This window comes from Calothrix anomala FACHB-343 (assembly GCF_014696435.1).
GTDB lineage: Bacteria > Cyanobacteriota > Cyanobacteriia > Cyanobacteriales > Nostocaceae > Aulosira > Aulosira anomala_A.
The window spans coordinates 33,170-57,790 of sequence record NZ_JACJQG010000067.1 but is presented as its reverse complement, the minus strand read 5'-3'; the positions used below and the strand labels follow the sequence as shown (position 1 = coordinate 57,790).

11 protein-coding genes are annotated in these 24,621 nt (G+C 41.4%); 6 read left to right on the top strand and 5 right to left on the bottom strand.

The genetic code is table 11. From position 1 onward, the window contains the following. Positions 1 to 515: 515 nt before the first annotated feature. Both H6G08_RS29080 and H6G08_RS29075 read left to right on the top strand, forming a co-directional pair. Entirely contained in the window at positions 516 to 3,479 is a 2,964-nt protein-coding gene (locus tag H6G08_RS29080) for a poly(A) polymerase (RefSeq protein ID WP_242046316.1), read from the top strand. 121 nt (positions 3,480 to 3,600) lie between these two features. After that, positions 3,601 to 5,091, top strand: coding sequence for an acyl-CoA synthetase (locus tag H6G08_RS29075; RefSeq protein ID WP_190549440.1), 1,491 nt, complete (start codon positions 3,601 to 3,603; stop codon positions 5,089 to 5,091). Positions 5,092 to 5,380: 289 nt separating this feature from the next. Here the strand turns inward: H6G08_RS29075 and H6G08_RS29070 are convergent, their stop codons facing one another. Beyond that, the gene (locus tag H6G08_RS29070; RefSeq protein ID WP_190549438.1) at positions 5,381 to 7,648 is read right to left on the bottom strand and encodes a DUF1796 family putative cysteine peptidase; all 2,268 of its coding nucleotides are present in this window, start codon (positions 7,646 to 7,648) and stop codon (positions 5,381 to 5,383) included. Between the two features lie 562 nt (positions 7,649 to 8,210). Here H6G08_RS29070 and H6G08_RS29065 point away from each other — a divergent pair. Both H6G08_RS29065 and H6G08_RS29060 read left to right on the top strand, forming a co-directional pair. Next, positions 8,211 to 11,858, top strand: a complete 3,648-nt coding sequence (locus H6G08_RS29065; RefSeq protein WP_190549436.1) for a PAS domain S-box protein — start codon at positions 8,211 to 8,213, stop codon at positions 11,856 to 11,858. Positions 11,859 to 12,237: 379 nt separating this feature from the next. Beyond that, positions 12,238 to 12,642, top strand: a complete 405-nt coding sequence (locus H6G08_RS29060; RefSeq protein WP_190549434.1) for a response regulator — start codon at positions 12,238 to 12,240, stop codon at positions 12,640 to 12,642. A 5-nt stretch (positions 12,643 to 12,647) separates the two neighbouring features. Here H6G08_RS29060 and H6G08_RS29055 read toward each other — a convergent pair whose 3' ends face one another. Beyond that, positions 12,648 to 12,950, bottom strand: a complete 303-nt coding sequence (locus tag H6G08_RS29055; protein WP_190549432.1) for a protealysin inhibitor emfourin — start codon at positions 12,948 to 12,950, stop codon at positions 12,648 to 12,650. A 296-nt stretch (positions 12,951 to 13,246) separates the two neighbouring features. Further along, positions 13,247 to 14,329 carry a M4 family metallopeptidase gene (locus tag H6G08_RS29050; protein ID WP_190549430.1) on the bottom strand — a complete coding sequence of 361 codons (1,083 nt, stop codon included), beginning with the start codon at positions 14,327 to 14,329 and terminating at the stop codon, positions 13,247 to 13,249. A gap of 636 nt (positions 14,330 to 14,965) precedes the next feature. Between H6G08_RS29050 and H6G08_RS29045 the strand changes: the two genes are divergently transcribed. Next, positions 14,966 to 15,523: a transposase gene (locus H6G08_RS29045; RefSeq protein ID WP_190549428.1), complete on the top strand. Its 558-nt coding sequence runs from the start codon at positions 14,966 to 14,968 to the stop codon at positions 15,521 to 15,523. Between the two features lie 586 nt (positions 15,524 to 16,109). On the opposite strand, the gene H6G08_RS29040 is transcribed toward H6G08_RS29045, so the two are convergent. Further along, a complete protein-coding gene (locus H6G08_RS29040) occupies positions 16,110 to 17,714 on the bottom strand; it encodes a hydantoinase B/oxoprolinase family protein (RefSeq protein WP_190549426.1) in 1,605 nt (534 codons plus the stop codon). A gap of 616 nt (positions 17,715 to 18,330) precedes the next feature. On the opposite strand from H6G08_RS29040, the gene H6G08_RS29035 reads away from it, so the two are divergent. After that, positions 18,331 to 23,730, top strand: coding sequence for a trifunctional serine/threonine-protein kinase/ATP-binding protein/sensor histidine kinase (locus tag H6G08_RS29035; RefSeq protein WP_190549424.1), 5,400 nt, complete (start codon positions 18,331 to 18,333; stop codon positions 23,728 to 23,730). On the opposite strand, the gene H6G08_RS29030 is transcribed toward H6G08_RS29035, so the two are convergent. Beyond that, complete coding sequence (locus H6G08_RS29030; protein ID WP_190549422.1) at positions 23,731 to 24,267, bottom strand: protein-tyrosine phosphatase family protein; 537 nt, start codon at positions 24,265 to 24,267, stop codon at positions 23,731 to 23,733. It lies immediately after the preceding gene. Between the last annotated feature and the right edge of the window lie 354 nt (positions 24,268 to 24,621).

Below are 24,621 nucleotides of genomic sequence, written 5' to 3'. Positions count from 1 at the left end.
CCAAAGGCTTGAAAAATTAAGAAGGATTGCCAAGCAGAAGCGCAAGACAATGACTCAACTGATTGAAGACTGGATTGATAGACTACAGGAAGAAAAGCCGCTCCTTTTGGACGGGGCTTTAGACCCAGTTTTTTGGTAAATATTTCAAACAGCCAGCTATTTCAGCTACTTTCCCCTAAATTAGATAGTTACTTGCGGGTGAAGTATGATGTATTATGTAAGTAATACTTAAAAAAAACTACGGTAAAAGTATATGTAGTCCCTGGTTTCAATCAAATTCGGTTCAAGCGGCGAATGTTAACTGACTGATTCGTTTCAGTTCGTCGCGAAATGATTTGATTACAGTCGCCAAGGTAAAAATTCAGAGAAAAAATTGATTGATATCCGCGTATCCATCATATTGAGGATTCGCGATCGCAATTTGAAAATGAAGACACAGTGTTTCATTTTCTTAATTTTGCATTGTCAACATATCTCCAGAAAAACTGAAAATGTCAAAATCAGAAAAGAAAAAAATGGCAACCAGTCGCGAAGTTTACCATCGCATTATCTGGGATGTGCGTCTTGATAGCAGCGCTTTTATAGTCGGTTATCAAGAACGTCTTTCATCTACAGGAATCCGAGAAAAACCTCTCGCACAATGGACGACAGATGGAGATATTCCATTTCACCGCATCCGCTATATCCGTTGTCAAGATGTGGTTGTTTGGGATCGAGAACAATATTTAGATTTAATTTCCTCTGGAGAATTACCTGCGGCGGCTTGGAAAAGCGAGACTAGAGAAAATTTAGGGGAGAACGTTGTCACTATATTAAATAGCACAGCAATATTCACTCCGCGACCAGTTTATAAATACGATATCCAAGGTTGGCAAGCAGATACACAAAAAGCCGCGGATGTCAAATTAGACAATTTGGCGATCGCTAGTTTTAACGTGCTTTGCGACCTCTACGAAAAGGAGAAAATTGCTACAGAAAAAAGATTACCAGCAATTGTTGAGCAATTACGTCAATGTAATGCGGATATTATCGCTATTCAAGAAGCTACACCACCTTTGATAGAGTTACTTTTATCACAAAATTGGGTGCGTAATTATTACATCTCCGATAACAGTGCAGCCGCAACAGTGCGACCTTACGGTAATTTATTATTGTCGCGTCTGCCTTTTACACTCGTTGAGCATCAATTTTCTGGACACAAGCGGGTATTGGTAGGAAGTTATCAAATTAACGGTCAATTATTGCACGTTGCAGTTGTACATTTAACCAGCGACTACGCGCAAAATGCTTTAGAAAAACGTCAGCATCAACTAGCTACCATCATTGCATATCTGCAAAAGCTACCGGGAAATAGCTTAATAGCTGGTGATTTTAATACGCGAGGTAACGAACAACAAGACATATTAACCGGTGCAGGATGTGTTGATATCTGGGAAAAACTACATCCAGATGCAGCAGGTTATACATTTGACCCCCAACACAACACCTTAGCAGCCTTGATGAGTTTAAAGGGAATACCAGTTAGACTCGATCGCATTTTACTACGAAGTCCAAACCATGATTGGCAACCACAGTCAATTGACTTGTTCGCTTGTGAACCCATAGCAGATACAGAAGAGAAAATTTATCCATCCGATCATTTTGGTATTCGTGCAGTTCTAAAATTTGCCAAGTCTTTTCCAGCTTCTCCATTAAGTTCGGCATTAAGTACAGTGCGCCCAGTTTATCAAAGTGCTGTAGTTGTAATTCCACCAGACAATGTTTTACCTGCTATCCAAGCGATTCGTGAGCGTTATGATGCCAGAGTAGAGCGTTGGATGGCTCATATTAATTTACTCTACGGTTTTCTACCAGAATCTTATTTTGCCGAAGCGGTAGAAATTATTGCACCTGTACTTGCTCAACTACAACCATTTCAAATTACCTTAGCCGACTTCCAAACATTTACACACCGTAAAAGTTCTACAGCATGGTTGCGTCCTGTTGTCGAGCCAGAAACCGCATTACATGAGTTACAGACGATACTGGAAAATCTGTTTCCCCAATGTAACGAACAAAGCAGCAAAACAAAAGCAGGTTTTACACCCCACCTCAGCGTCGGACAATTCCCCAGCCCGGAAGCAGCGTTTGCTGAGTTACCAGAATGGCATCCAGTTAGTTTTACAGTTGACTCTATCGCCTTAATTAGCCGTCGCGGTGATGAGCCTTTTGAAGTGAGACATCTTGTGTATTTGGGACAAGGGAAGGGGGACAGGGAGGACAAGGGGGACAAGGAGGACAAGGGAGGGAAGGGGGGAAGTGAATTAGGGGAGTTGATTAAGGAACTGGAACCGGAATTAACTCCAGCACAGCAATTACAGCGCGATACGGTGTTAGAAGTGGTGACTCAAGCTTGTGCAGAATGTTTGGGTTTTCAAACATCATTGCAGTTATTGGGTTCGGCGCGTCTTGGGGTGCAAAGTCCCGATAGCGATTTGGATGCTGTGTGTGTAATTCCCACTTATCTAACTGGGGAAGCGTTTTTAGTTAGCGTTCAACAACGGTTACAAGGATTGTGTCACACTCAACTAGTATTAGATGCACGAGTACCAATACTGCGCCTAAAATTAGAGGGAATATCCTTAGATTTACTTTACGCACGAGCAGAAAACTATCAATTGGCGAGAAAACATCCGCAAAACCTTGACTCAATTAGCTTAAAAGCTATTATTGGTTGTTGGGAAGCAGATGTAATTACTGAGATAGTTAGTAAATATGTCTCTCTAAACACCTTTCGTGAGTTATTGCGAGCAGTACGCGCCTGGGCTAAAGCTAGAAAGATTTATGGCAATGCTTGGGGTTTTCTTGGTGGTTTCTCTTGGGCGTTACTTTGTGCTTTTTGTTGTACATTTGACAAAGAAGTAGAACCAAGCAGAGAGAAATTACTGGCTAATTTTTTTCAACTTTTGCATCATCGTGATTGGCAACAAGCGATCGCACTTACAGATTTTGGTAGACAATATCAGGTACAACTACCGAGAGACTGGCTACCTGTAATTACATCAATAGAACCATTTCAAAATACTGCTCGTAATGTCACCCGTTCTACTGCCAAGATAATCCAAAGTGAATTTGCTAGAGGCGCAACATTGACTAAGCGAATTTTAGCAGATGAGGAGAAATGGACAACTTTATTTGCGCCAATTGATTTACACCAAGAATCAGAAATTTTCTTGATATTAAAGGTGAGCGATCGAGATGAGCATGAGCTAGAAAAATGCTGCGGTATTTTAGAAGGCTACATTATTGGTTTGATTATTCAGCTTGAGCAACTTGGGATATTTGTCAGACCTTGGACGGGTGTGCAAAAGATGGAGAATACAGCGCGTTTAGTGTTAGGCTTGCATCTTAATGCTGATTGTACAAGCGATACTGTAGAACAGTTGGCGAAAGATTTTTTATCGCGCTGCGCGTGTCAGTTGTTAGTTGTCAGTTGGTGAAAGGATCTGGTTTAATATAGCCTCCTTGTGATTAAATCCAAAAAGCAGGGAAAAGCACGGCGTAAGCTTACAATTATCTTGACTGCTGCAATTTGCAATCTACCCTCAGAGAATGTAAGCTATGCCAGTAAATCTCCCGTTAATTACTCTTGCTCAAGAACATAACGAGAAAATAGCGATCGCAACAAATGAAGGAGCATTTACCTATAGAGATTTGCTGCATACTTCCAGTCAAATAGCAACACATCTTCTCAAAAATACAGCAGATTTACAAGAGCAACGAGTTGCATTTCTGATTCCACCAGGGTTTGAGTATGTCGCTACACAGTGGGGGATTTGGCGCGCTGGCGGAATCGCTGTACCTCTGTGTATTTCTCACCCAAAACCAGAATTAGATTATGTAATTACAAATTCAGGCGCATCAATTATTGTTGCTCATCCCAATTATGAGCAGATATTACGCGCGATCGCCACTGAAAAAAATTTGCGATTTATCCTCACCTCAGATACTCTGCCAAATTCTGTTAATCCTCTCCCTGATGTCGATATTACCAGACGCGCCTTAATTCTCTACACTAGCGGAACAACAGGGAAACCCAAAGGCGTGGTAACAACTCATCAAAACATCCAAGCCCAAGTAACTAGCTTAATCGCTGCTTGGGAATGGACAGCAAGCGATCGCATTTTACATATATTACCCCTGCATCATATTCATGGAATTATTAACGTTCTGACTTGTGCTTTATGGGCTGGAGCAGAATGTCATATGTTGAGTAAGTTTGATGCTGAAGTTGTTTGGAACCGAATTTCTCAGGGTGATTTCACCTTATTTATGGCAGTCCCAACAATTTATGTCAAACTAATTGCTGCTTGGGAAAACGCTACCAAGGAACGCCAAAAAAGCATGACAGCAGGTTGTGAGAAAATGCGCCTCATGGTTTCTGGTTCCGCAGCTTTACCAGTTCAAGTTTTAGAAAAGTGGCGCAGCATCAGCAGCCATTTTTTGCTAGAACGCTATGGAATGACAGAAATCGGTATGGCGCTATCCAACTCTTTACACGCTCAACGATACTCAGGATATGTAGGTCAACCATTGCCCCAAGTGGAAGTAAGATTAGTAGATGAAAGTGGAGAATTAGTACCACCAGGAACACCAGGAGAAATCCAAGTCAAAGGCCCCACAGTATTTTTAGAATATTGGCAAAATCCCCAAGCAACCGCCAAAGCTTTTCAAAATGGCTGGTTTTGTACTGGAGATCTCGCCGTAGTTGAAAATGGTAACTACCGCATTTTAGGCAGAATCAGCGTAGATATCATCAAAACCGGAGGATATAAAGTTTCCGCCTTAGAAATTGAAGAAGTATTAAGAACCCATCCAGATATTCAAGAATGTGCAGTCGTAGGAGTTACCGATCCAGAATGGGGTGAACGAGTTTGTGCGGCTTTAGTATTGCAACCCCAACGCCAGTTAACATTAGAATCTTTTCGCATATGGGCAAAAGAGCAATTAGCAGTTTATAAAATCCCCACCCGAATTTTGACAGTTGCAGAATTACCGCGCAACGCAATGGGAAAAGTAACCAAGCCATCAGTAATTGAACTATTTCGCTAACTCTAAGTAGGGTGGTGCAAAGATAGCTGCTAAAGGCTGTCATTAGTCATTTGTCATTAGTCATTTGTCATTATTCTTCCTTGTCCCCCTTGTCCCCCTGCCCCCTGCTCCCTGCCCCCCTGCTGCCTACGTGTAGTCATATTTTGGAGAATTGGTATTACTCATCCTCTGCGTACCTTAGCGCATACCTTAGCGCACCTTTGCGTTAAAAAAATGGGATGACTAAGAAACACAGAACGCTTATTTCGCCTCAAAGCTCCAAAATCACCCCAAATCATACAAAAAGCTCCTAACCTTTCAACTTATCCTTTGGAGGATTTGGCGGACACCAAAAGAGATTTTTGCTAGAAACACCAATAGATTCCAGAATTCCCCGCATTACTTCTGTGCAATATAGCCAATGTCCCAAGTCATCATACATGCGATCGGGATTGAACTCTACATTATAATGCAGCAGGCGAGGTAGTCCTAAAAACTCATCGCTAGCTTGGGGAGAAAGCAGGAGTAACTGAAATGGCTTACCCTGACAATGCTTTTCTAACTTATTTAGTAAATCCATCGCTCCAGCGCGATCGCTAATTCCTGTACGGACGAAAAGCACTTGGTCGCAATTTTCAATACTATACCAAAATCTTTGCGATCGCGCCTGGTAGCGATCGCGCATTCTTCCATGAACGGGAGACATATTATTTACAGGATCGTCTGTATCCTCAACTTCATGGGCAAAGGATAAACCCGTCCATTTGCTGTGGTAAATTCTACCTGCTTCTGGATTGTAATGCAGAAAGCTTGGATTCCACATATCAGCAAAGCGATTTTCGATGATATCTGCAATATCTGCAATTTTGGTAGTGCGCGTTAAATCAAAGGGAAAAGCGGGGCCATCATACTCCATTTTATACAACATCATCCGTACAGCACAGCGATCGCCCAGGGGAATTATCCCTACACGGCTGATGTCTGATAATTTACATTTATATTGAAATAATACAGCCGATTTAGCTGGTATTTTTACCCGACTTTCTAACCCGTAATTGCCAATCATCATTGTCCGGAAAGGAATATCGGGATGTAGAGGGTCTTCATAAACACCCGTTGGCAGAGCTTTGAGGGCGCTCCGTACCTCCTGCCACATGGGTTGAATATTATACTCATGATCTGATTCATTGATCGCCCACAATTGCTGCTCGTCGGCTTGCAAAAGTCCCAGATGTCCGTCATAAAATAAAACTTGGGCGTTGTTGGGCGCAAACAGATTAAACGCCGCCACATATTCTACCTCAGCACCAGGGGGAATTTCTACCAAAGTAGCGATCGCGCCATCTTCCGGCACTGCAAAAAAGGGAAGCGTTCCTTTCTGGGGATTTTTGGCAATGTAGATTCCTGGAATCAATCCGGCTTTACTTTGCAGTACAGTTTGCAGTTCTTGCCAATAGGGAGCAATGGTATAGCTATATTTTGAAGGATTAACGATTCGCAAACGCTTCTCCTCAATAGAAGCACAGACATAAAACCCTGCATTGTCAAGATAAATCGGTACTTCATCTGGTTGCCAAAAACGTTGCTTTTGTTTGGCGAGTTCGTCTTTGTCAATTTGAAACAAATTCAAGTCGATCCCTTGATACATCAGGCGATGACCAATAGTGTTAGGATGAGCTGGATCGAAGGATATCCCTTTTCGCCAGCGTCCCTGTCCGTTATCTAGTAATGCTAACCAATCGATTATAGGCACACCCCAATTCAACATCCGGTTGTGGGTATCTTGCAACAGCCAGTGATGTTCTGAATTATAGTCATTATTGGGATAAACTCCGCCGAGAATGGGAATTGCTCCCAATGCGCGCGTCATTTTCACCAGCTGCTGTAAGCCGCTTTCAAAGCGTCGCTGTACCGCGCGCCGTTCGTGAGGGGGACAGTAAGCTAACCCTTCGTTCCCCAAAGACAAAGCAATAATCACAATATCTGGTTGTTCTGGGGTGACTGCTGAAGCAAATCGAGCGATGGTTCTGCTGACATTCGCTCCTACCTCAGAGACATTTACCAGTCTGTGTCCGTATTTTGCCGATAAAGCCTGTTCTAATTGCCAAACCCAACCTTCTAACAACCAAGCTCTATGACCTACAGCTACAGAACTGCCAATAACGACAATTTTTAAACCTGCATCACCTGATTCTAAAGGCTTCTTAACAGCAGACTGTTCAATAAAACCAAAGGGGTAAGGCTGCAAATAACCAAAAGCGCCATCATCTACAACTATAGTACCAGACTGCTTATCAGAGTTGAGCGGTAGCCAACGATTTGCGCCTAAAGCCTCCCATCGCCCATTACCTTTGCTATCGAGACAGACATACTTATATTCCACCTGCGGCTGTTCCCTAGATGGTAAAGATGGCTGAATATCGATTTCTGTCTCTGTCCACCATAAAGGATAGCGATCGCTACTTGTGCAAAGGCGAATACATTTGCTAATATCCCACAATCCCAATTCAGGAGTAGAACCCACTAGAGCAATAGATTCACCCGCTTGTGTGTATGCAATAACCTGGAATTTATACATAGGTTTTTTGCTGATTTAGAGAGAATATTCCAGACACAAAAGCTAAATTTTCATAGATGCTTTGACAGAAGAGTATCACATAGAACATCTAATACCAATTCAAATTTCAAATTTCACAATTCAAAATTAAGAAATTCAGGCTGTATCTGAGTTTCCGGTTGTGAATGGGTTGCTCTATTTTAGAGAATCGCGATAAATTCTCTATGACAGATTACTTTAAATTTTCCGCAATCAACTCTTAACCAAAACCTAATCTGAGCAAATCTTTTTAGTTTTCAATTAGTAGTTTATTGCCAAAATTTTGATTGACAAAAAACCGAGACGCATAGCGGCTTCCCGCAGGGTAGTGAAAAGAAGAAGAAACTTACCCCTTATAATTAATAATACAAATTACTAGTACTCTGGCAATCCAACTTTAAGGGGTAAAGAAACGAACCACGAAGACGCGAAGGGCGCTAAGAAAGAGGTAAAGAAGAGAAGTAAAAAAATGATTCACCCAGTAAAGTTGAGTTGTCAGAGTACTAGTCTCAGCGCCCCTATTTTATAGGAGTTGGAAGCTACTATGGATATTGCTCAGGGCGATCGCGGTTTGTTAACTGCGCTCAAAAAGACTTCCCAGGTTTGCAGCCTTGGCGTTGTGTTGATCGGCTGCGTTGTGCTGCTGGGTTGGGTGTTTGATATTCCTACTATCAAAAGTATTTTACCTCAGTGGGTAACGATGAAAGCTAATGCCGCACTGGGCTTTGTGTTTGCCGGAATGGGGTTATATTTTTTACAATCAACTAGCTCAGGTAAACGAAGATTAGCTCAAGGTTGTGCTTTATTTATTACCTTACTAGGACTGCTGAATCTCAGTCAGTATGCATTTGGCTGGAACCTGGGGATAGATCAATTAGTATTTACAGACGAACCAAGAGCGATCGCTACTTCTAACCCTGGAAGAATGGCTCCGGTGACAGCATTGAATTTTACCCTTATGGGTATAGCTTTGTGGCTGTTGCTGGGGAGAATTATTCGTTATCAACTGGTGCAAATATTAGCACTGGTTACCGCGTTAATTACCTTACAAGTAGTCATTGGTTATACTTACGGCGCTGAACCGATATTTGGATTAGCATTTTATACTTTTACTGCTCTACATACAGCGATCGCCTTTTTTATTCTCTCACTGGGTATATTATTTGCTGCTCCTGAGGGAGGATGGATGAGTTTGTTTGTCAGCAATACCGCCGGGGGAATTACCGCCAGGGTGCTGATACCGGCGGCGGTGGCGATTCCCTTTATTTTGGGATGGTTGCAGTTGTTGGGAGAAAAGATTGGCTGGTTTGATGAGGCTTTTGGGCTTTCTCTCCATGTTACGGGAAATGTCGTGGCTTTTTTAGGCTTAACTTGGTACTGCGCCCAAAGATTAGTGCAGGTGGATCTCAAGCGTCAATTAGCCAAGTCAGCTTTGAGAGATAGCTACGCCCGCCTAGAAATGCGTGTAGAAGAACGCACAGCCGAGTTATCCCAAACTAATGTAGCTTTAGAACAATCTTTGCGGGAATTAGCAGATATTAAGTTTGCCCTTGATGAGTCCTCAATTGTGGCAATTACTGACGCCAGAGGAATTATTAGCTACGTTAATGATAAATTTTGCGAACTTTCCCAATTTTCTCCAGCAGAATTAATTGGACAAAGCCATCGAATTATTAATTCTGGCTATCATCCCAAAAGCTTTTTTACCCAAATGTGGAAAACGATTTCCCAAGGAGAAGTTTGGCAAGGGGAAATTAAAAACCGCGCCAAGGATGGTAGCTTTTATTGGGTAGCGACAACTATCGTACCGTTTCTAGACGATCGCGGTAAGCCATATCAATATATTGCCATTCGCTCTGATATTACCAATCGCAAGCAAGCGGAAGCAGCTTTACAGGAAAGTGAAGAACGTTTCCGGCGGGCGATTTTAGACGCACCTTTGCCGATTATTCTCCATGCTGAAGATGGGCAAGTGTTACAAATTAATCATGCATGGACAGAAATTACCGGGTATCGTCCCGAAGAAATCCCCACAATTGGCGATTGGACAGAAAAGGCTTATGGCTTGCGTCAAGCACAAATGCAGAATGCGATCGCCCGATTATATCAATTAACAGAACGCACTCCCCAAGGGGAACATTATGTAACAACTAATACCCAAGAAAAACGCCTATGGGATTTTTATTCTGCTCCTCTGGGTAAATTGCGCGATCGCCGTAAAATGGTAATGACAATGGCTATTGATATTACCGAGCGCAAACAAGCCGAAGCCGATTTACAAAAATATCAAGATATCTTTCAATTTGCCGAACATGCCTTAGCAATTAGTAGAGAGGCGGTAATTGAATTAGTTAATCCGGCTTTTGCGCGAATGCATGGTTATACAGTAGCAGAATTAATCGGAAAACCAATTTTAGAATTATTTCCCCCTGAATCTCATGTACAGGCGCGGATGTTTATCCAACAGGTGAACGAAACCGGACATCTGACTTATGAATCAAAACATCTTCGTAAAGATGGCACAATATTTCCAGTATTTATTGATATCACGGTTGTTAAAGATGAGTGGGGTAATATCCTTTATCGCATTGTCAATGTATTAGATATTACCGAGCGGTATCAAGCCGAAGTTGCCCTGCGCGAAAGTGAAGCTCGCGCCAGAGCCAGAGCCGAAGAATTAGAAATATTTTTAGCAGCGATTCCCGTCGCCGTTTGGATTGCGCACGATCGCGAATGTCATGTGATGACAAACAACCGCGCCGCCTATACCATGATACGCAGACAGCCAGGGGGAATCATGACAGCTACACCTGCTTCTGGGGAATATCCCTTTGATTTCAAAATTCAAAAAAATGGTGTAGATATTCCTCCCCCAGAATTACCCATGCAGAAAGCAGCCAGAACCGGGGAAAGTGTAGAAGCTAAGTTTGAATTTGTCTTTAATGATGGTGAAGTCAAGTTTCTCGATAGTCGCTCCGTGCCATTATTCGATGATGCGGGTAACGTGCGGGGCGTGATTGGTGCATTTTGGGATGTTAGCGAACTGCAAAAAGCCGAAGAAAGGTTTCGCGCTACCTTTAATCAAGCCGCAGTGGGAATTGCCCATGTAGCATTGGATGGTAGGTGGCTGCGAGTCAACCAAAAACTCTGCGATATTGTCGGGTATTCCCATACAGAATTAATCCAGAAAACCTTTCAGGAAATTACATATCCTGAAGATTTAGAAATTGATTTAGCTTACGCGCAACAGTTGCTAGTAGGAGAAATTCAAACCTACTCAATGGAGAAACGTTATCTTCGTAAAGACGGTTCTCTGATTTGGATTTACTTAACAGCCTCCTTAGTCAGACAACCTGGGGGAATTCCCGACTACTTTATTAGTGTCATTCAAGATATTAGCGCTCGCAAAGCCGCAGAATTAGCAGTCAAGCAACTCAATGAAACCCTAGAACAACGAGTAGAACAACGCACCGCCCAACTAGCAGAAGTTAACCAAGAATTAAAACGCTTTGCTTATAGCGTATCTCACGATTTGCGATCGCCCCTACGCGCCATTCGCGGTTTAATTGAAGCCTTAGTTGAGGATAATGGCGATCGTTTAGACGAACTCGGACATGAATATGCTCGCCACATTGCCGATTCTGCCCAGCGCATGGATCGGTTAATTCAAGACTTACTCGCCTACAGCCGCCTCAGCCAAACAGAAATTCAGTTGCAAATCGTTGATTTAACAACTCTTGTCTCAGAAATTCTCCAGCAATTGGAACCTGAACGCCAAGCCAAACAAGCCGAAATTACCGTAACCCAGCCTTTACCCCAGGTAATTGCCCAGCGTACCATCTTAACTCAAGTCCTAATTAATTTATTGACAAATTCCCTAAAATATGTAGCAACAGGTGTAAAACCACAAATAGAAGTTTGGACAGAAAAACGCCAAGATTGGGTTCGCATCTGGATTGCAGACAATGGTATTGGCATTGAACCCGAATTTCAAGAACGAATTTTTGGCGTATTTGAACGGCTACATAGCTCAGATACCTATTCAGGTACGGGAGTAGGACTTGCGATCGTCCAAAAGGGTATTGAACGTCTAGGCGGGCGCGTCGGCGTTGAGTCCGAGCTAGGAAAAGGTAGCCGTTTTTGGCTAGAACTAATACCAATTCAAAATTCAAAATTCAAAATTCAAAATTAAAGACATTTTCAGACAGTTAAAACGCTTACCCCACAAGCCTTTTACCCCTCCCCTAACCCCTCCCCGTAAACGGGGAGGGGAAGTTTTGGCTTTAGACAAAACTGGGGTGGGGTAACGCGGAGCTTAATGGTAGGCGATGGTAAAAATCGAGCCTTGGCAAGGGTTTCACGTTAAGTTGACAGGTATGATAGCTAAAGCTTAAGTTCTGATTTATACCCAAATGACCAATGACAATTGTACAGACAAGGGTTATCGCGTCTCTGAGCAATGACCAAACTTTAGACAGAAGTGTGTGACTATGAACTCTAGTATTCTGTTACAGGCGTAAAATTATCGCCACTCCAGAACAAAATCATTGAGCAATCAACAGTTAACAACTATGAGTAATACTCAGCAGAATTTGCTGCTGCTAGTAGAAGATGAGCCAGGAAATATATTATTAATTAAGCGGGCAATGAGTAAGCTGAAACTCAATATTCAAATTCAAGCAGTTGAAGATGGAGAACAAGCCGTAAACTATCTGAAAAAATCTCCTTTACCTCAGTTAATTTTGACAGATATTAAAATGCCGCGCATGAATGGGATAGAATTACTTGCCTGGATTAAACAACAACCAGAATTTTCGCAACTACCTGTGATTATGTTCAGCAGTTCTGGAGAAATTGAAGATATTAACCAAGCAACTGCCTTAGGAGCTAGTTCCTATATTGTTAGACCAGGATCTTTTGCTGAGTTAGTAGAAGTGATGCAACAAATTACCTCATACTTTAATCGGGCGGTGTAGGTGGTTCACCCAGGACGCCTAGCTACTTGATTAAGCCACTCAATTAAAGGTCTTAAGGTTCCTGGTAATGCAGCTTCGCTCACTGTGACTGTATGTTGCTTACCTTGGTCTTCTACTGTCAATTTATATTGAAAGCGATCGCTCTGGGGATTAGGTGAAGTAATTTTTTCTGGTAAATTAAACAAACCCGCCGCTTCCACCAGTATAGGTAGTTCTTGGGCTTCGTTGGCTGGGAGAGTCGCTGTATCCACGGTTGTTTTCTTGCTAATTCCAGCAAAGCCGCCTGTGCGTTCAAAGGAGATCCGCATTGTTTCCTCTCCGTTGTCCTATCTATGGGAAAATAAAAAACTGGAAGATTTTAACTGTCATCTTCCAGTGTAACAACAAAGGACAACTTAGTATAAATGCTGAATGCTAAATGATGAGTGATGAAAACTTCAGCATTTCTAAGACTTACGCAGTGTCAGATATTTTTCATGCTTTTTGTCAATGGTCAATAGTCCATAGTCCAAAAATCTGAATTTTGACCATTGACTTTTGACTTTTGACAACCCTTGTGAAGGTTTTTGTGTTCAGCGCGTAAGTCCTAATTTCTAACCATTGACTATTTGATTACACCTACCTTTTGCCAAGCATTCTGTACAGCTTTTTGTTCCTTACTATTGTTACCGTACAGTTCGCCAGCTACCTTAATTGTAGTGTTGGCGGCTGTTTTAAAATTAGCATTAGCACGCAGGCGATCGCGCAAAGTAATATACCAAATTTTCCCGGCTTTTTCCCAAGCATAGCCGCCAATCTCCACAGCCGCTAGATAAAAAGCATGGTTAGGAATACCCGAATTAATATGCACTCCGGCGTTATCTTCCGTACCAGTATATTTATCTTTCATATATGCTGGTTGGGGATCTTTACCCAAAACTGGATCGTCGTATGCGGTTCCTGGTGCTTTCAGGGAACGAATACCCACCCCTTTGACTGCTGGTGCTAAAAGTCCTTCGCCAATAATCCAGTCGGCTGCTTCTGCTGTTTGATTTTTACTTTTTTGCTTAACTAAAGCACCAAATACATCAGAAAATGACTCATTCAGCGCCCCTGATTCAGCGTAATACTGTAAACCAGCTTCATATTGAGTCACACCATGAGTTAATTCATGGGCAATCACATCTATCGATTTAGTGAAGCGTTGGAATAATTCACCATCACCATCACCATAAACCATTTGGTCGCCATTCCAAAAAGCATTATCATATTTAATGCCGTAATGGACGGTAGAATCTAAACGCAGTCCTTTATCATCAATAGAATTGCGATCGAATATCTCATAAAACAGGTCGTATGTCGCACCAGCATAGTCATAAGCTTCATTTACAGCTTCATCAGTGCTTGGGGGATCGCCTTCACCCCGTACTAATTTACCAGGTAAATTTTCTGAAAATTGAGCATCATAAATAGTGCGGCGCTTTACACCTGGGGATGGTGCAAAGGAGATAGCACCTACTATATTTCTTCTACCGCGCAATTGTGCAGAAACATTTAATGTTTGAAAAGCCCAACTACGCTGTTCTGGGTTACCATTTACGGCAACATTTTCCAGCATATGTGGGGGAATAATACAACATATAGGGCATCTAGAGTAGCCTGGATGTTTACAGTTAAAACCAGTAGATTTCTTCTTATTTCGAGCCATCCGAGATATTCTCCTTTTTTTGACTAACTGATGGCAGACAAAGGAACAAAAAAATTAATGTCAGTTGCTTGTCCCTATTTTTTTAATTCCGAAAACTTTCTACTCTATTTTTTAGGATAGTTCTGTTGAGAAGGGACAGGTAGCATCGCCAGATATTTTAATGTTAGGACATGACATAAAAACACAAGAAAAAATCAGATTCCGCAAATTTCCGCCAAAATCTTGAATCTTGTCATGCACCACCTCCTTGACAACCCAACGGCTTTATATAATAAGTCTTGTTATCAAGAAAAGTGTAATTTATTACTTATTTGTTACTTAAAGGGCAGGGAGCAGGGGGCAGGGGGACAAATGAAAATTGTACAGACGCGATTCATCGCGTCTCTGTTGTTGCATATCGCTGGCGTGAGGTTTGGCATTAATTCATATAATTGCACAGATGGCGATCGCCTCTGCCTACTCTCAAAATCCTTAAACATTGGTGCGATCGCAAAACATTGTAATTTTACCGTAGGGGCACGGCATCGGCAGTCTTTCGTTCCCACCGCAATTTTATCGGTGCCGTGCCCCTACGATGCATCCAGTTTAGCAATATAATATACTGGTTATTCATGATTATTACTTAAGAGAATTGGGATGGCATACAACCCCAAAAAACATCATCGCCGTTCTATTCGTTTACCAGAATATGACTATACCCAAATCGGAGCTTATTTCACAACGATTTGTACCTATAAAAAGCAATGTTGGTTTGGCGATGTCATGAATGGGGAAATGCAACATAATCAATTGGGGATAATTGTTTATACCTTTTGGCAGGCGCTTCCGCGTCGGTTTTCTCACATCGAATTAGATGCTTTTGTCGTTATGCCAAATCATGTGCATGGTATTCTCATCATCACCGATGCCGTGCCCCGGCAACCAACAGCAGAACAATTTGGTAAACCTGTTCCTGGTTCTATTCCTACAATTATTCGTGCTTTTAAATCAGCTGTTACCAAACGAATAAACCTAATGCGAAAAAGGCCATATCCTCCTATTTGGCAACGCAATTATTACGAAAGCATTATCCGGCAAGATGGATTGGATAATGTACGCCAATATATTCTCAGTAATCCTTTTGCATGGGCAGAGGACGAAGAAAACCCTTCGCATCACCCACAAGCACAACTAGATTTAGATGTATATTTTTGAACCCACATTACCTATAAAATTAGCAAATAATTTTCCCAGTAGGGGCACGGCACAGATAAAATATCGGATTTACCGAAAGTCTGTCGATGCCGTGTCTTATCATTATTAATGTGCAATAGGTCGTAGGGGCACGGCACAGATAAAATATCGGATTTACCGAAAGTCTGTCCATGCCGTGCCCCTACTGAGCGTATCTACTGCAAACAAACTTATAAAGGCACGGCACAGATAAAATATCGGATTTACCGAAAGTCTGTGGATGCCGTGTCTTATCATTATTAATATGCAATAGGTCGTAGGGGCACGGCACAGATAAAATATCGGATTTACCGAAAATCTGTGGATGCCGTGCCCCTACTTAGGGTTTCTACTGCAAACAAACTTATAAAGGGTGCTACTTTTAGCTAAAAAATCGAGTCAAACTTATAAATAATCGACTCAAACTAATAAAGACTTATACTTTTAGCTAAAAAATCCAGTCAAACTTATAAATGATTGACTCAAACTAATAAAGACTTATACTTTTAGCTAAAAAATCAAGTCAAACTTATGAATAATCGACTCAAACTTATAAAAGTCGCTGTTTTTAGCTATCACCAAAACCCCCTCCCCCTGGTGTTTCTATCACAAAAACATCTCCCACTTCCATCTCAACAGTTGCAGTACTATCTAACTCTTCTTGCGTTCCATCCTGACGCTGTATCCAGTTGCATCCAACTTTTCCCGGTTCCCCACCATTTAAGCCAAAGGGAGAAACACGGCGATGATTAGAAAGAATATTCGCTGTCATCGGTTCTAAAAACTTGATGCGACGAATCACGCCATTACCACCGGAATACTTTCCTTTACCACCGCTATCAGGACGCAGACTAAAGCTTTCTACCAATACAGGATAGCGGGTTTCTAAAACTTCTGGGTCAGTTAGGCGGGAGTTTGTCATGTGGGTGTGAACTGCATCAGTACCATGAAAGTTAGCGCCTGCACCAGAACCACCGCAAATGGTTTCATAATATTGATAGCGTTGATTGCCAAAGGTAAAATTATTCATGGTTCCTTGAGAAGCTGCGATCGCACTTAAGGCACCATATAAAGCATCAACAATAGTCTGGGATGTCTCTACATTACCCGCTACTACTGCGGCTGGGTAGGTAGGATTGAGCATACAACCTTCAGGCACAATAATTTCTAAAGGTTTTAAACATCCAGCATTTAGGGGAATATTATCATCAACTAAAGTTCGGAAGACATATAAAACTGCGGCTTGGGTAACGGCTTTAGGGGCATTAAAATTACTGTTTAATTGGGCAGATGTGCCAGTAAAATCAATAATTGCACTGCGATTTTCTCTGTTAATTGTGACTTTAACTTGAATTTTAGCGCCGCTATCCATTTCATAGATAAATTCCCCATCTTTGAGGACAGAAATTGCCCTTCTTACTGCCTCTTCTGCATTATTTTGGACAAATTTCATGTAAGCTTGTACAGTTTCTAATCCATATTGCTCAACCATCTTGCGGAGTTCTTGTACTCCCCGTTCATTAGCGGCAATTTGAGCTTGAAAATCAGCAATATTTTGGTCGGGATTACGCGCCGGATAGGGATGATTGGCTAAAATTTCTCTGACTGCAGTTTCGCGAAAATTACCCGATTCAACTAATAAAAAATTATCAAATAAAATACCTTCTTCTGCTACCGTGGTACTATGGGGAGGCATCGAGCCGGGAGTAATTCCGCCAATATCTGCTTGATGTCCGCGCGAAGCGACGTAGAAAATGGGCATTGGGCATTGGGCATGGGGCATTGGGCATTGGGCATTGGGCATGGGGGAAAGATTATTTTCACCGCTTTCCAAAAATACAGGGGTAATGGCTGTGACATCGGGTAAGTGAGTTCCGCCGTTATAGGGATTATTTGATAAATACACGTTTCCCAGTTTAATATTATTGCTCTTATCATTAATTAAACTGCGGACACTTTCACTCATTGAGCCTAAATGTACAGGTATATGAGGAGCATTAGCTACTAATAATCCAGATTCATCAAAGATAGCGCAGGAAAAATCTAAGCGTTCTTTGATATTCACTGATGCTGCTGTATTTTGCAGCACAATTCCCATTTGTTCCGCGATAAATTGATAAAGGTTTTTAAATATTTCTAAACGTACTGGATCGGGTTGAGATATCGGTTGCATTTTAGTTCCTAGTTATTGAGATCAGAGAACCACATCTGTCGTAGGGGCACGGCACCAGTAAAATTATTGTATGTACCAAAAGATTGTCGGTGCCGTGCCCCTACAGATTTTTTGTTATTGGTTAGGTATAATTGGGTTAGCACTGCATTCAAATTAGAGATTACGTATCCCAGTATTTATCTTAGTTGGTTTTGGGGTAGCGAGTATTGGGGGTGCTTGGTTAGGGAGAATTTTGCAGAAAATCCCCATTGCAGCGATCGCAGTTTAGAAGGCTGTATCTTCATACTAATCGATCCCCCCTACCCCGCTTAAAAAGGGGGGAAATACAATCAAAGTCCCCCTTTTTAAGGGGCAGCCCTGCGTTGCGGGGGTTCCCCCCGTTGTAGCAAGTGACGTGGATTTAGGGGGATCTAAAACTTTTTGCTACTAACGACAGGACTTTTAAAACATCTTCTAAGATACTTCCCAACTAAAAAAATATACAACCACTTTGGTAAGCAGGGGGAGAAAGAATTTTTGAATTTTTAATACATAATACGATGTAATAGTTGAATTTATAAATTTTGTGGGAAGTATAACGATGAGATAAATTTCCTACATACTTTTAGTTGATAATATGACACGGGCGGCAAGCACCTACACAAATCTATTCCCCGAAATTCCTGGCTATAAAATCGTTGAGCAATTATATGTGGGTTCTCGGACGATTGTTTATCAAGCAGTGGAAGAATTAAGCCAGCGTCAGGTTGTCATCAAATTGCTACAACAAGATTATCCTAGCTTCAGCGAATTGTTACGTTTTCGCAACCAATATACTATTGCTAAAAACTTGAATATTTCTGGTGTGATTCGTCCCGATCGCCTGATACCATATCGCAATAGCTATGCCCTAGTGATGGAAGATTTTGGTGGTGTGGCGCTATCAACATATAGCCGCAAGCATCAATTAACACTATCAGATATAATAGCGATCGCTCTACAACTAGCCGATATTCTCCATGAGCTTTATCAACATCGGGTAATTCATAAAGACATTAAACCCGCTAATATTCTGATTCATCCAGAATCGCAACAAGTCAAATTAATTGATTTTAGTATCGCTTCCCTATTACCGAAAGAAAACGAAGAAATCAAGCACCCTAATGTATTAGAAGGCACATTAGCCTATATTGCACCAGAGCAAACCGGGCGGATGAATCGGGGCGTTGACTACCGTACAGACTTTTATAGTCTAGGTGTGACGTTGTTTGAATTGTTGACGGGACAGTTACCTTTTGCTAGTAACGATCCTTTAGAACTGGTGCATAGTCACATTGCCAAACCTGCACCCAGGGTAGACGAAATTAACTCCCAAATACCAGAAGCGATCGCGCAAATTGTCGCTAAGTTAATGTGTAAAAATGCCGAAGACCGCTACCAAAGTGCTTTAGGCTTAAAGCACGATTTGGCAATTTGCTTAGAACAGTTAAAGCAAACAGGACATATTCAACAGTTTATCATTGGGCAACGGGATATTTGCGATCGCTTTTCTATCCCGGAAAAACTCTATGGACGAGAAGCAGAAGTTCAAACACTATTAGATGCTTTTGCGCGAGTCAGCAACGGTACCTCAGAATTACTGCTAGTAGCTGGGTTCTCTGGAATTGGAAAGACGGCGGTTGTCAATGAAGTTCATAAACCCATTGTGCGGCAACGGGGTTATTTTATTAAAGGTAAATTTGACCAGTATAATCGTAATATCCCCTTCTCTGCCTTTGTCCAAGCCTTTCGGGATTTAATGGGACAGTTGCTTTCAGAATCGGATACTCAATTACAAGCGTGGAAAGCCAGGATTCTTGAGGCTTTGGGAGAGAATGCCCAAGTAATTATTGATGTCATCCCGGAATTGGAATGTATTCTTGGTATACAACCACCTGTAGCAGAACTATCGGGTACGGCGGCGCAGAATCGGTTTAATTTGCTGTTCCAGAAATTTACTCAAGTTTTTACGACAAAAGAACATCCTTTGGTGATGTTTTTGGATGACTTGCAATGGGCAGATGCCGCATCTTTAAAATTGATGCAGTTGTTGATGAGTGAGAGGGAACAGGGGTATTTACTGCTGATTGGGGCTTATCGGGATAACGAAGTATTTCCCGGCCATCCGTTAATGCTGACTTTAAACGAAGTCAGCAAAGTAAAAGCTACAATCAACAGAATTACCTTAGCATCTTTGAGTAGAACCAGCCTGAATCAATTAGTGGCGGATATGCTCAAATGTGCTGAGGTATTGGCACAACCTCTAGCAGAATTAGTCTATCAAAAAACCCAAGGGAATCCCTTTTTTGCTACGCAATTTCTCAAAACTCTGCATCAAGAGCAATTTATTACCTTTAATATCCAGGCTGGACATTGGCAATGTAATATTACTCAGGTACGCGAGGCTGCATTAACCAATGATGTGGTAGAGTTCATGGCCAAGCAGTTGCAAAAATTACCTGATGAGACTCAGAATATCCTCAAACTGGCAGCTTGTATTGGTAATCAATTTGACTTGAATACTTTGGCGATCGTTTCAGAAAAATTGCCGCAGCAGGTAGCAACTGACTTGTGGAAAGGGTTACAGGAAGGATTCATTTTACCCATCAGTGAAACCTACAAGTTTTTTCAAGGGGATGGTTTAAATGATAACTACAGTGATGGAATTACCGTTGTTTACAAATTCCTTCACGATCGCGTCCAGCAAGCTGCTTATTCCCTGATTCCCCAACAAGAGAAACAGGTTGTGCATCTTAGCATTGGTCGTCACTTATTAAACCATACATCTGCAGAACAATTAGAGGAGCAAATTTTTGATATTGTCAACCAATTGAATATTGGCTGTACGCTCATCAATGATACCCTAGAGCAAGCAAGGCTGGTAGAGCTGAATTTAAGAGCCGGACAAAAAGCGATCGCCACTACTGCCTATGATACTGCCACCTATTGCTTAAAATATGCTTGTAATTTACTGCCGACTGATAGCTGGCAAACTCAGTATGATTTGGCATTAGCTTGCTATAGTAGCGCGGCTGAAGCTGCGTATCTGAATACAGATTTGGCACAGATGGAAACTTTGGCGGAAATTGTCTTGCAACAAGCTCGGAATTTGTTGGATGCTGCCAAGGTGTATGAAATTAAAATTGATGCTTACACAAGCCAAGGTGAATTTACCAAAGCTGTTACCACGGGTTTAAACTTTCTCAAATCTTTTGGGATTGAATTTCCCAGTCAGCCGAATAAACAAGATTTTGCTGATTTTCTCCAGCAAACCCGACAGCAATTGGCAGGACGTTCTCCAGATGAGCTGTTAAACTTACCTGTGATGACTTCGCCTCAATTCCAAGCACTGCTACGAATGTTAGTCCAGATTAGTGGAGCTACTTACTTAGCATCTCCATCCCTGTATCCTTTAATTTGCTGTCAGCAGGTGCAGCTATCAGTCACCCACGGTAATATTCCCGCCTCCAGCTTTGGATATGTGGTTTATGGATTATTACTTTGTGGTGTAGTTGGTGATATCAAAACAGGTTATGAATTTGGTCAACTGGCTTTACAGTTAGTAGATAAATTCAATAATCAGGAATATGCTGCTAAAGTTTTATACATGACCAGCAAGTTTACTGTTCACTGGGTGAAAAATGCGGCGACAACTCTACAACCATTACAAGAAGCCTATACCCTGGGACTAAAAGTTGGCGCTCTTACTTATGCTGGCTATTCTGGTTATACCTACGCCTTTCATGCTTATTTTGTCGGTAAAGAACTTACAGCCTTAGAAACAGAATGTCAGGCTTACAGCATAGGCTTGGCAAACATCAAACAACAAGCACTTTTAGGCTATTTGCATATCGTCCATCAAACCGTTGCCAATCTCTTAGGAAAATGTGAGAACCCAACCAAATTAGTAGGCACAATTTTTGATGAAGGGGTAACTTTAGCCAATCTGGAAAAAGCTAACGACAAAACGGGGTTATGGCATTTCCATATGTGCAAAGTAACTTTAACCTATTTATTCGAGTGCCATGACCAGACATTTTATCATTGTCAACAAGCAAAGCTGAATGCTGGGGGCGGTACTGGGATGCTAAATGTACCAATACTGTATTTTTATACAGCTTTAGCCTGTTTCACCCAGTTATCAGCAAATTCTCAACCAAATGAATTATGGGCATTAATTGCCGATGCTAAAGAAAAGCTGCAAAATTGGGCTACCTATGCACCCATGAATTGTCAGCACCGATATGATTTGATTTGTGCTGAAGAACAGCGTGTTTTAGGACATCCACAGCAAGCAATTGATTTTTACGATCGCGCTATTTGTTTAGCTCAAGAAAATGGCTATATCCTAGAACAAGCGATCGCTAATGAACTTACTGCTAAATTCTACCTTGGTTGGGGCAAAGAAAAAATTGCTGCTGTCTATATGCAGGAAGCCTACTACTGCTATGCTCGTTGGGGAGCGAAAGCAAAAAGTAACGATTTAGAACATCGCTATCCTCATTTACTGCGTCCGATTCTGCAGTCAGTTTCCCAACCCATGAAACTGTGGGAAAGCTTGACAAGCACAATTACACAAGATATTTCCCTGAATACCTCAGAATCTAGCCTAGGTCATAGCACAAACATCAATAACGCTATTGATATTGCCACTATGATCAAAGCTTCTCAAAGTCTATCTGCCACTCTGCAACTTGATGATTTACTACATCAACTCACAAAAATTATTTTACAAAACTCCGGGGGCGATCGCTGTGCTTTAATCTGTCCTAATTCTGAGGGTGAATGGCAAGTTGTCGCTATAGCTACACCAGAAACTACACAACTTTGTTCAGAACCACTCGATGGTAATTCCAATCTACCTGTAAAATTGATTCAATATGTCAAGAACACGCAACAAATCGTAACGATTGACAATCTCAAAACAGATTTACCCGTTATAGATGAATATCTTATTCGTCAACAACCAAAGAGTTTGTTATGCTTGCCAATTATTAGCCACGGACAATTAATTGGCATTGTATCCTTAAAAAATCGCTCAACTAGTGGAGTATTTACTAGCGATCGCATTTTCGTTCTTAACTTCCTCTGCACTCAGGCGGCGATTTCTCTAGAAAATGCCCGACTTTATCAAAAAGCACAAACTTACGCCCAAAAACTAGAACAATCACAACTGCAAATAGTCCAGAGTGAAAAAATGGCATCTTTGGGTAACTTAGTTGCCGGTGTTGCCCACGAAATCAACAATCCCATCGGCTTCCTGAATGGCAGTATTAATAATGCCCAAGAATATGTCCAGGATTTACTCGACTATATCGCCCTATATCAACAATATCATCCCGATGCCGCCGCACCTGTGCAAGAAAAGGCACAAGACATTGATTTAGAATATTTAAGCGAGGATTTACCAAAGTTACTTAATTCTATGCAAGGTGCAAGCGATCGCATTCAGTCTATCAGCACCAGCCTCCGCACCTTCTCCCGTGCTGATACTGAGTATAAAGTCAGAGCTAACCTGCACGAAGGTATCAACAGCACAATACTGATTTTGAAATATCGCCTGAAAGCTAATGATTCCCGTCCCGCCATTCAAGTAATTACCGAATATGGCGAGTTACCAGCAATACAATGCTTTCCAGGGCAATTAAATCAGGTATTTATGAATATCCTGGCTAATGCCATTGATATGTTCGATGAGATGGCGAAAACTCAATCATATCAAGAAATAGCCGCCCATCCGCAAAAAATCGCGATTCGCACGGCAATGCTAGAAAATCAAGTTCTCATCTCGATTCGGGATAACGGCAAAGGGATGAGCGAAGATATAAAAGCGAGAATCTTCGACCATTTATTTACCACTAAAGGCGTAGGTAAAGGTACAGGCTTAGGATTAGCGATCGCTCGGCAAATCGTGGTAGAAAAGCATGGCGGTAGTTTAGAAGTACAATCTCAGTTAGGTAAAGGTAGCGAGTTCTGCATTCAACTGCCAATATGTTAACTATTGACTATTTTGGCGACAATCATCAAGCAGTGCATTTAACTCCGCAATTACTTTCCAAGGATTTCGACCTTTCAAAAAAGCCGCAATCGCTGCTTCATAAGGATTTCTACCATTTTTTCTCACTGCTGAGATTGCTGCTTGATTGGAAAATCCTCTTCCTCTAACTAGCCAAGCAGCTAAAACATGTCCCGTGCGTCCAATTCCTCCAGCACAGTGAACTACTACCTTTTCATTTTGCTGATTTGCTAATAATAGAAAAGGTAAAATTTTCTCTTGTAAAGTTTCCCGACTGACTAATTGAAAATCTTCAATTGGTGCCCAACATACCCTTTCACTGCCAAATTTATCTTGATATATTCCGAGCAAATCTGAATATTTATTTAGTTGCACAGGAGCAAGTAAACAGCAAACACGTTGAATATTTTGGCTTTGCATAAATTCGATCCATTGCTGAATCTGCTCATGGCTATATCCTGGTTTTGCAGCACCAAATACAATCTCTTCCTGCTCATAAGCCGCAGCAAATTTATACATATTTTTAGAAGTTTTTAGAGGTAATAATCAACTTAATGCTGATGCAAATATTTTTTCTGAGTACAAATGAAACCTTAGTTTATAATTTTGATAATTATACATAATTAATAAATCCTCACTTCGCTGCTTAACCACCTGGGAATGAATTCCCAGGCTAATAGCTAAAGTCTACTAAAGTAGACTAATACCAATTTCTAACGCAAAAATTTATATCTAGGAAGAATTTATGGCTTAAAATTTGTTCCTTTTCTTTATAGCATTGATATTAGTTACATACCCCGGTCTACTTGAGTGGACTTACGCTATTAACCCTACAGTTTAGTGTAGGGCGGGATATATATCAACACGATATTG